The sequence below is a fragment of the Cytophagia bacterium CHB2 genome, from assembly GCA_030263535.1.
In the GTDB taxonomy this organism is placed as follows: domain Bacteria; phylum Zhuqueibacterota; class Zhuqueibacteria; order Zhuqueibacterales; family Zhuqueibacteraceae; genus Coneutiohabitans.
Window position 1 is genome coordinate 1 of the sequence record SZPB01000248.1, and the last position, 9,770, is coordinate 9,770.

Consider the following 9,770-nt stretch of genomic DNA (forward strand, 5'->3'; position numbering starts at 1 on the left):
AATCTCAAACATTTTTATGATCGCGGCATTCGTTACATTACGCTCACGCATGGCAAAAGCAATCACATTTGCGATTCTTCGTATGATCCCAATCATCAATGGAACGGCCTGAGCCCGTTCGGTAAGGAAGTCGTGGCAGAGATGAATCGCCTGGGCATCATGGTCGATATTTCACATGTGTCAGACTCGGCATTTTATCAGGTGATTCGCCTCACCAAAGCGCCGGTCATCGCCTCACATTCCTCCTGCCGCAGCTTCACGCCCGGCTGGGAACGCAACATGAGCGATGACATGATCAAAACCCTGGCAAAAAATGGCGGCGTCATTCAAATCGCATTCGGCTCCTCGTTCGTGAACGGCGCTTATCAAAAAACCGAAGAAGGTTTGTGGAAAGCATTAGTCGAGCAGAAAATCAACCCCAACTCTGAAGAGGGCAAGGCGTTTGTCGAAAAATATCGCGAAGAGCATAACCTCACGTATGCGGACATTTCCGACGTCGTTGCGAACATCGATCATGTGGTAAAGCTGGTGGGCATCGACCATGTCGGTTTCGGTTCCGACTTCGACGGCGTGGGCGACTCCCTCCCCACCGGCTTAAAAAGCGTGGCGGATTTTCCCAATCTCATTTACGAATTGCTGAAGAAGGGCTATTCCGACAAAGACATCGAGAAGATCTGCTCGGGGAATTTGCTGCGCGTGTGGTCGGAAGTGGAAAAGACGGCGAAGACGTTGCAGGCGGAGAAGAGCTGAAGCACGTTGAACTTTACACCTTACATGGTCCGGCGCCGTGTAAGGTGTAAAGTAGTAAAACTGTCTTGTGACTTACCTCAAAACGTCCCGGCTGAAGCCAAAATCTTTTTTGCTTCCGGATAGGCCAGGGCGCGGTCGAAATTGTTGTTGGTGTTCTTCACAATCTCTTTGCAAATGTCGAGCGCATAACTTTTATTGCCGAGCTTGAGGTTGGCTTTGGCCAGCAGCAATTTTTGAAACGGATCTTCCTGATCGGATTGCTCGAGATGCTCGGCGGCCGCTTTGTAATCCCCGCTTTCGAGTTTGAGATAACCCGCCAGATAATGATAAGCCTTCCAATATTGCTCGCCTTCCTTGCCGCCGTTTTCAATCATCATTTTGATTTGATCGGCGTATTGCTGCGCCTCGCCATGCCGGCCCATTTTGGCCAGGGTTCGAGCCTTGCCGTGAAAAACGCGGCCAAACCAGACTTTTTTGTTGACGCTGTCAATCGAGCTGCCCGGCACGGATTTGTAGCCGGTTTCATAGCACTTTAACGCTTCGTCGTAGCGGCCGAATTCCAAATTGACGCGGCCCGTGAAATTCCAAATCCAAACATCCGGGAAGCCCTCGGCTGAGCCGTTGCGACTGTAGCGGCTGTGAAACTCCTTCACCGCTGCAATCGCGGGGTCGGGCTGGCCTTCGTAAATATTGCTGAGCGCTTTGCCGAAGAACGGGCCAAAAGGCGAGGCGTCCGGCCCGACGCGACTGATGGCGGCGTCATAATACTCCCGCGCTTTGGCGTATTGCTCTTGCAACACGTAGCAATCGCCGATCATCGAATGCGCACGCGGTGTGCTGGCGTCGATCTTGTTGGCCGCTTCGAAATACGAAATCGCTTCTTTGAACTGGCCGAGCTGCTGATGCAACTGGCCCAGCATCATGCAAACGCGACGTTCGCCGGGATACTGCTTGTGCAACTTGGTAAAAATCTCAATCGCTTTTTCGCGATTATTGGTGTAGGCGTAAGACGTAGCCTCGAGATAGAGTTGTTCGCCTTTCGAGGCTTTAGCCCCGAGTTGCAAGGCTTTTTCGGTAATTTTCGTGCGCACGTCCGGCTGAGAGAAAGCCGCCACCAACATATGTCCCATGGCAAAATTGGAGTCGGCCTTCACAATACTTTGCGCGAGTTGTTGCAGCGGCTGGAATTGTTGGAAGGATTCGATGCCCTTGATGGTTTCAGCATAAGCATGCTTTGCATCTTGCGACTTGGTGCTGAGCGTCAGCTTCTTCTGGGCGTGACTCGCTGAAAGCGAAAAACCCAGCAGCAGCGCGAGCACAAAAAAACAACACCGTTGACGAAATGACATGGTTTGGTCTCCTCAAAATAAAACGCGATGGATTTAAGGTCAGCGAATTTTGAGAGATAGACACGCCGCGCTGGAATTTGTTTAATGCGTTTTCACCACCGGGAAAGAATTTCCCCTGGCGTTCCCGGTTGCGCCTCGCGATATGGTGCGTTCAGGCAAGAGTTCTTAAGAACTTGACCCAACGCGAACGATCGACAGCTAAAAGGAAAATCTTCGGCAGATAGAAGAACCCATAGGATGAGAGAAGCTTTATCCGTTCCACTTAAAATGGCCAAGATCGGCGCAGCATTGCACAGCGTGCCGCAGCTTGCACCCTCAAAATATTTTTGAAGTTATGAGAAATTTTTCGTAACCTTCCTGCCAGTCTGACGTATGACCTTGCCCAGCAGCGACAATTGTTAGGTTGATGATTCTTAAGGAAGGTAGAGTACAATGATACAACATGCCATGACAACCACGGCGTTCACTCTGGACGGCTATCAAGTGACCAGGAATCTGGGCGTGGTGCGCGGCATTACCGTGCGCTCGCGCTCGATTTTCGGCACGATCGGCGCGTCGCTGCAAACGCTGGTGGGCGGCAACATTTCGTTGTTCACCGAACTATGCGAAAAAACACGCAACGAAGCGTTTGAGATGATGGTGCGCCATGCCCAGGAGATCGGCGCCAATGCTGTGATTGGCATTCGCTACGATGCGAATGAAATCATGCAGGGCGTCACGGAAGTTTTGTGTTACGGCACCGCCGTCGTCGTTAAACCTGCCTAATCCTGCGAATACGCGAAGTCAACGGAGGCCACATGAAAAAAACCTGTCTCATGATTCTTGCCGGCGCGCTCAGCACGATTCCTCCCCTGCATGCCCAGAATCAAACCCTAGCCGAAATTCGCAATATGCGCATGTTCGAAACGCGCAGCGCCGGCTTCGTGCTCGATCGCGACCAGTCCGTTCAGATCGAGCTCGTGGGCGCGCTGGGCAATGGCCGGGGCCACAAGCTGTTGGGCACGTCAGCCTGGATTCTCAACGCGAAAACGCGCGAAGTCGTGTGGCAGGCGCGCAGCGGAGAAGAGAGACGCCGCAGCCGCAAATTGCTGGAATTGCAAGATACCGCCGCTCTCGACAAAGGCGAATATGAAGTCTATTTCTCCTCGTTTTATTACGGCTTCTATAGTTCCGACGACGTCAAAGATTTTGGCGACGCCATCGGCAACGTGTTCGATCGAATTTTTGATTGGAACCGCCGCGACGAACGTTTCGATGATCAAATCTACGATGAAGCGATGATCGTGGTGAAGGGCGCGGGCCGGGCCGTGCCGGATGCAACCGTTGATGAATGGCGCCGCGAGCTTACGCGCGACGCGATTGTCACGCTCACCCATCTGTCTGACGAAGCTTATGAACGCCAAGGATTCACGCTCGAACGGCCGATGGATGTGCGCATCTATGCGCTCGGCGAAATCCGTTATGAAGAAAGTTATGACTACGGCTGGATTATGAATGCGAAAACGCATGAGAAAATCTGGCAGTTCTCTTATCGCAATTCCGAACACGGCGGCGGCGACAAGAAAAACCGCCTGTTCAATGAGGTGATCTCACTGCCGGCCGGCGATTATGTTGCCTATTTTGTGACGGATGATTCGCATTCCAGCCGCGAATGGAACGCCACCCCGCCTTACGATCCCAACTTCTGGGGCATGGTCATTCGCCCGGCTGAAACAAGCATGAAAGCCTACGTGAAAAATTTCGAGTACGCCGATCCCCCCGAAACTAATGTCATCGTCAAATTCACCCGCGTGGGCGACAGTGATTATCATTCCAAAGGTTTCACGCTGAAGAAAGCGCTGCCCGTGCGCATTTATGCCATTGGCGAAGGCCGCGACGGTGAAATGTTCGATTACGGCTGGATTGCCGACGCCAAAACCGGCAAGAAAGTTTGGGAAATGAATTATCGCGATACCGATCATGCCGGCGGCGCCAGCAAGAACCGCATGATCGATGAGGTGATTCGCTTCGAACCCGGCAGTTACATGGCTTATTATGTTTCCGACGGCTCACATTCGTATCGCGATTGGAACTCCTCGGCGCCGTTTGACCGCGAGCATTGGGGGTTGACGCTGTATGCCGCCGACGAAAAATTCAACCCGAAAGATATTGCCGATTTCGAAGAAGAACGCGACCGCAACGTTATCGCCCAGTTGATCCGCGTGCGCGATGGCGAGCGCCGGCGCACCAGTTTCAAGCTGGAGAAATCCGGCCAGGTGCGCGTTTATGCGATTGGCGAAGGACGTGACGGCGCGATGTACGATTACGGCTGGATCGAGGATGCCAAGTCCGGCCGCACCGTGTGGGAGATGACGTATCGCATGACTGATCATGCCGGCGGCGGCGACAAGAATCGCGTGTTCAATGATACGATTTTGTTGAAACCCGGCGAATACGAGTTGTTTTTCTCCACCGATGATTCGCATTCGTTTAACGATTGGAACACTTCGCCGCCCCACGATCCCGGCCATTACGGCATTACGCTCTATCGCGTCGAGTGAGGGTAACTCCTCAACACGATAAATTGCTGCACCTCCGAAAACACCGGCAGAAATCCGCAACCAAAACTATTTAAACAAATTGGTTGCAGCTATCTGCTGGTGTTTTTATTTTAAGGCCATTGAGCCGCTGTCCCCGCAATGTCGCTATGCGGCCCCGATTTCCACGGCTCATCGAGCATCAGCAGCAAAACCTCGTGAGGGCAATCATGAAAATCGATCATGCTTATTTGACGAGCACTCTGCGGGATTTGATCCGCATCAACTCGATCAATCCGGTGCTCGTCGCTGGCAGCCCCGGCGAAGCGGAAATTGCAGATTATGTTGCCTCCGGCCTGCGCAAACTCGATCTTGAAGTCAAACTCTGCCAGGCGCAACCCGGTCGCGTGAGCGTCATTGGCCGGCTTCCCGGGAAAGGCCAAGGCCGTTCGTTGATGCTGAATGCGCATCTTGATACCGTTGGCGTTGAGGGCATGGCAGCGCCGTTCGCCGCAGAAGTACGCGACGGTAAGATGTATGGCCGCGGCGCCTATGACATGAAAGGCAGTCTCGCCGCGTGCCTGACCGCATTGAAATCCTTGGTCGAGGCGGATATTGCGCTAAACGGTGATGTCATTCTGGCGGCAGTCGCCGATGAAGAACATGCCAGCCTCGGCACGGCTGAGGTGATCGAACAGATCAAAGTTGACGCGGCGATTGTGACGGAAGCCACGGAGTTGCAGCTTTGTCTCGCGCACAAGGGCTTCGTCTGGCTGGAAGTCGAAACCTTTGGCCGCGCCGCCCACGGCAGCCGTTTTGCCGAAGGCATTGACGCCAACATGCGCATGGGACGATTCCTGGCGCGCCTGGAACGCCTTGAGCACGATCTACGCGGCCGCGCCGGGCATGCGTTGGTTGGGCCTCCCTCCTTGCACGCCGCAATGCTGCAAGGCGGCAGCGGCCTGAGCACCTATGCTGCCACCTGCAAGCTTTTTATCGAGCGCCGCACCATCCCGGGCGAAACCGAAGCGCAAGTCCTGCGGGAGATTCAGACGATTCTTACCCATCTGACGGCCGAAGATCCCAAATACCGCGCGACGGCAAAATCAATTCTGGCGCGCGCGCCGTTTGAAGTTTCACCGCAGGCGGATTTAGTCAAGATTCTTGCTGAAACGGCCTCGCCGATTCTGGGCAAGAGACCGCAACACATCGGGCAGTCGTTTTGGATGGATTCAGCTTTGCTCGCGGCTGCCGGCATTGAAACCGTAGTCATTGGCCCGGCTGGCGCCGGCGCGCACGCTGCGGTCGAATGGGTTGATCTGAAATCCCTCGCCGTGCTGGCGCAAATTCTCGCGCAAACTGCGGTCGCATATTGCGGGTAGAATCAGATTGGTTTCCTTAAACTTTTGTTGTGCAATGCCCCATACCGTTTTTCAGACAAGCGAAGAATCGCAGCCCTTCTCGCGGCTTTAACCTCCGCCCTCAAAAGTGGAAATCACACAAAAATTTCAAACCTGCCGCAGGCAAAATCCTCTTGCTTTTACAACCCAAATGCGTTATGCTTTTTGCCAATTTTAGTGCAATTGCCTGCCCGGCGGCCTGCTTACTGCCTTCCGGGAGAAGGGCCGCAAGTGCGTCATTGCATGATTAACACGGAGGTGTCATGGTGAAAGAAAAAAAATTCCGGCACATATTTCTGTTGCTTGTCCTCGTCACCCTTGCCTCGGAAAGCTTTGCACAACCTTCAGAGGAATTCCTCCAACAAAAAGCTGCAAAGATTCACCAGCGCGTGCTGACGATCGATACCCACATCGACTGGCCCTCGCGCCAACTGCGCTCGCCGGAGTTTGTGCCGGGTGAACGGCATGAGCCGGGCTCGCGCACCAGCGGCCAGTGGGATTTGATGCGCATGCAGGAAGGCGGGTTGGATGCAGTGTTCATGTCGATCTACACTTCACAAGGGCCTCGCACAGACGAAGGCCACGCCAATGCCCAGGCGCATGCGCTCAAGCTCATCGAAATCACAAAAAAAATGGTGAGCGATTATCCCAATCTCGCGGAAATTGCTTTGACGCCTGAGGACGCCGTGCGCCTTGAGAAATCCGGCAAACGCGCGATTTTTATGGGTATGGAAAACGGCTATCCCGTCGGCAAAGATTTGAGCCTAATCAAAACGTTTTACGATCTCGGCGTGCGTTACATGACCATCACGCACACGCGCAACAATGAGCTCGGCGATTCCTCCACCGATGAAAAAACCGAGTGGAACGGCTTAAGCCCGCTGGGTGAGGCAGCCGTCAAGGAAATGAACCGTTTGGGCATGATGGTCGATATTTCGCATGTGCATGACGAAACATTTTGGGATGTCATTGCTCTGACACAGGCACCGGTGATTGCCTCGCATTCGAGCGCGCGCGCCCTGTGCGATCATCCGCGCAACATGAACGACGACATGCTGGCGGCGGTTAAGAAAAACGGCGGCGTGGTGCAACTCTGCCTGCTGGGCAATTACATTAAAAAGCTTCCCCCGAATCCCGAACGCGAGGCGGCGCTTGAGCCTTATCGGGAAAAACGCGCAGCTTGGCGGCGCGGCGAACTGAGCGAGGACGAACAAAGCGAGCTGATGGCAAAATTTCAAGAGATCAACGAAAAATTTCCCGCCAACCGCCCGCATTTGACGGACGCGATCGATCACATCGACCACATGGTGAAAGTCATGGGAATCGATCACATCGGCATCGGCTCGGACTTTGATGGCGGCGGCGGTTTCACCGGCATTGACGATGTCAGCGAGATGCCCAACATCACGCTTGAGTTGCTGCGCCGGGGGTATTCGGAAAAAGATATTGGAAAAATTTGGGGCGGGAATTTGTTGCGCGTATTCAAGGACGCTGAGAAAGTCGCCAGAAAATTGCAGAAACAACAACCGGTTTTAAATACGGCTAATTGAGAAGGCTTATGACATCACTTTTTAAAAAAGCAGGAATCGTTTTGCTCGCGGCGCTTGTCATTGTGCAATTCTTGGGCCCCGCTAAAACCAACCCGCCAGTGGAGGAAGGCCGCACGCTTGCCGCGAATCTAACCACGCCGCCGGAGATACAGACTCTCCTCAAACGCGCGTGTGCGGATTGCCACTCGCATGAAACGGCGTGGCCCTGGTATAGCCATGTTGCCCCGGCATCGTGGTTTGTGATCAATCACGTCAACGACGGCCGCCGCCATTTGAATTTTTCGGATTGGGCGAAATACACGCCGAAACAGGCGAGTCACAAACTCGAAGAAATTGAGGATTTGGTGAAGCGGCGCGAAATGCCGTTGCAGTCTTATTTGCTGCTGCACTCCTCTCACGCGCAGCTCAGTGATCAAGATATTCAAACATTGAGCGGCTGGGCCAAAGATGCGCGCTCGGTGTTGGACGAGGAAATATCACGCGAGCCTTAGGCTTCGGCTTCAACTGGCTCAGCCGGCGGTTTGCGTGACCTATTACAAAAATTCCAGCTACAATGAGTGCGACGCAACAAACTCAGCGTCCAACAAACGGCGCGTCACACATGAACCCCGGCGTTTTCACGCAATCAGAAAGCAGGCAAAATAATGCAAGCTTATGACCCAACTTGCAACGCCCTCACACATTTTGCTTGATATACGTCATTTCGGGTTGGCTTTCAAAACTGGCGACTGCTTCTGCAACGCTGGTGAACACTTTAACCACGGTTTCCAGCTTGGTGATATGAAAGTAGTGTTGCGTCATATGATGCAGATTCGCAAAGCGAATGTCGCCGCCATGCTCGCGCAAGGCGGTCAGGCAGGCCATGATGGCGCCTATGCCGCTGCTGTTGATCCAGGACACCTCACGAAAATCCATGACCAAACGTTCCGTACCGGCGTTGATCGTGTCCTTGAGAAAACGGCACATCCCTTGCGTTTGCGCATCACCCATGATTTTGCCGCTCAAATGCAAAATCTTAACGGGGCCGAGTGCTTCTTCCGTGTATTCCATAGCTATCATCCTGTATATTAAAGATTTTAAAGAACAGATCTCAAGTATTCATTGAAGCTGATAATCCAGCGCCTCTTCCTCACCCCGCAACACGCGCAGCGCGCCTTCTGCCAACGCGCGTATTTCATCTTCTCCGGGATATACAAAAACCGGCGCGATCCAGTTGACTTGCGCTTTCATTCTCTCCGCAACTTCAACTGGATGCACCATTCCTCCGGTGAGCAGGATCGCATCAACGCGCCCGGCAAGCACGGCGGCCATCGCGCCAATCTCTTTGCAGCATTGATAGACGAGTCCGGCAACCACAAGTTGCGCTCTTTCTTCTCGAGCGGCGGAACGGCGCAACACTTCCGCAAGATCTTTGGTGCCAAGATAAGAGTAAATACCGCCCTGCCGAAAAATTTTTGTTTCCACCTCCTGCCGGGAATACTTGCCGGAGAAACAAAGATCAACTAGCTTCATCACCGGCAACGATCCCGCGCGCTCGGTGGAAAACGCGCCTTCTTCTCGCGAGTTTGTGACCTCGATCATCTTACCGTTCTCATGCGCAGAGATGGAAATGCCGCTGCCGAGATGCGCGATAATCAAGCGCAAATCGCGATACACTTTGCCCTGCTCGCGAGCAAAACGTTTGGCAATGGCTTTGGTGTTCAGCGCATGCGAGAGACATTCGCGATCCATTCCCGCCAAACCGGAAAGGCGCGCGACCGGCGGCCATTCATCAACGCTCACCGGATCAACAATAAAAGCCGGACAGCGGGCATGCGCTGCGAGCTGGTGCGCGAGAAATGCGCCAAGATTGGAAGCATGCTCGCCGCGCTCGACGCGGCGCAAATCCTCGAGCATGTGATCATTGACCAGATAGGTTCCGCTTGCCAAGGGCTTCAACAAGCCGCCGCGACCGGCAACAGCATCGAGATGCCGCAAGCCTACCGCATGATCGCGCAAACTTGCCAGAATTTTCTCCAGACGAAATTCCAGTTGTGCGAGTATTGGCGAATTGATGAATTGTGCCAACTCGGCATCGCTGTGGCGCAAGGTTTCAGTAAAAACCGGCGCTTCGTTGGTAAATTGGGCAAACTTCGTTGAAGTTGAGCCGGGGTTGATGACGAGTATTTGAAAAGTTTTATCATCCATACGAGATCGTGTCAGGGC

The 9,770-nt window shown here is 53.6% G+C and carries 9 protein-coding genes; 6 read left to right on the forward strand and 3 right to left on the reverse strand.

What is annotated here, in order from left to right; genetic code table 11:
- Nucleotides 1–750: membrane dipeptidase (locus FBQ85_20600; protein MDL1877538.1), on the forward strand; the 750-nt coding region annotated here is incomplete at its 5' end.
- Nucleotides 751–827: 77 nt separating this feature from the next.
- Here FBQ85_20600 and FBQ85_20605 read toward each other — a convergent pair.
- The gene (locus tag FBQ85_20605) at nucleotides 828–2,099 is read right to left on the reverse strand and encodes a tetratricopeptide repeat protein (protein MDL1877539.1); all 1,272 of its coding nucleotides are present in this window, start codon (nucleotides 2,097–2,099) and stop codon (nucleotides 828–830) included.
- A gap of 447 nt (nucleotides 2,100–2,546) precedes the next feature.
- Between FBQ85_20605 and FBQ85_20610 the strand changes: the two genes are divergently transcribed.
- The 5 genes from FBQ85_20610 to FBQ85_20630 all read left to right on the forward strand — a co-directional run bounded on the left by FBQ85_20610 (nucleotide 2,547) and on the right by FBQ85_20630 (nucleotide 8,056).
- Entirely contained in the window at nucleotides 2,547–2,864 is a 318-nt protein-coding gene (locus tag FBQ85_20610; protein MDL1877540.1) for a YbjQ family protein, read from the forward strand.
- Nucleotides 2,865–2,896: 32 nt separating this feature from the next.
- A complete protein-coding gene (locus FBQ85_20615; GenBank protein MDL1877541.1) occupies nucleotides 2,897–4,639 on the forward strand; it encodes a hypothetical protein in 1,743 nt (580 codons plus the stop codon).
- 206 nt (nucleotides 4,640–4,845) lie between these two features.
- Nucleotides 4,846–5,997 carry an ArgE/DapE family deacylase gene (locus tag FBQ85_20620; GenBank protein MDL1877542.1) on the forward strand — a complete coding sequence of 384 codons (1,152 nt, stop codon included), beginning with the start codon at nucleotides 4,846–4,848 and terminating at the stop codon, nucleotides 5,995–5,997.
- A 281-nt stretch (nucleotides 5,998–6,278) separates the two neighbouring features.
- On the forward strand, nucleotides 6,279–7,565 hold the full coding sequence (locus tag FBQ85_20625; GenBank protein ID MDL1877543.1) for a membrane dipeptidase: 1,287 nt from the start codon (nucleotides 6,279–6,281) through the stop codon (nucleotides 7,563–7,565).
- 8 nt (nucleotides 7,566–7,573) lie between these two features.
- On the forward strand, nucleotides 7,574–8,056 hold the full coding sequence (locus FBQ85_20630) for a cytochrome C (protein ID MDL1877544.1): 483 nt from the start codon (nucleotides 7,574–7,576) through the stop codon (nucleotides 8,054–8,056).
- Between the two features lie 184 nt (nucleotides 8,057–8,240).
- Here FBQ85_20630 and FBQ85_20635 read toward each other — a convergent pair whose 3' ends face one another.
- Nucleotides 8,241–8,624: an STAS domain-containing protein gene (locus FBQ85_20635; protein MDL1877545.1), complete on the reverse strand. Its 384-nt coding sequence runs from the start codon at nucleotides 8,622–8,624 to the stop codon at nucleotides 8,241–8,243.
- 39 nt (nucleotides 8,625–8,663) lie between these two features.
- A complete protein-coding gene (gene buk, locus FBQ85_20640; protein MDL1877546.1) occupies nucleotides 8,664–9,752 on the reverse strand; it encodes a butyrate kinase in 1,089 nt (362 codons plus the stop codon).
- Nucleotides 9,753–9,770 lie beyond the last annotated feature (18 nt).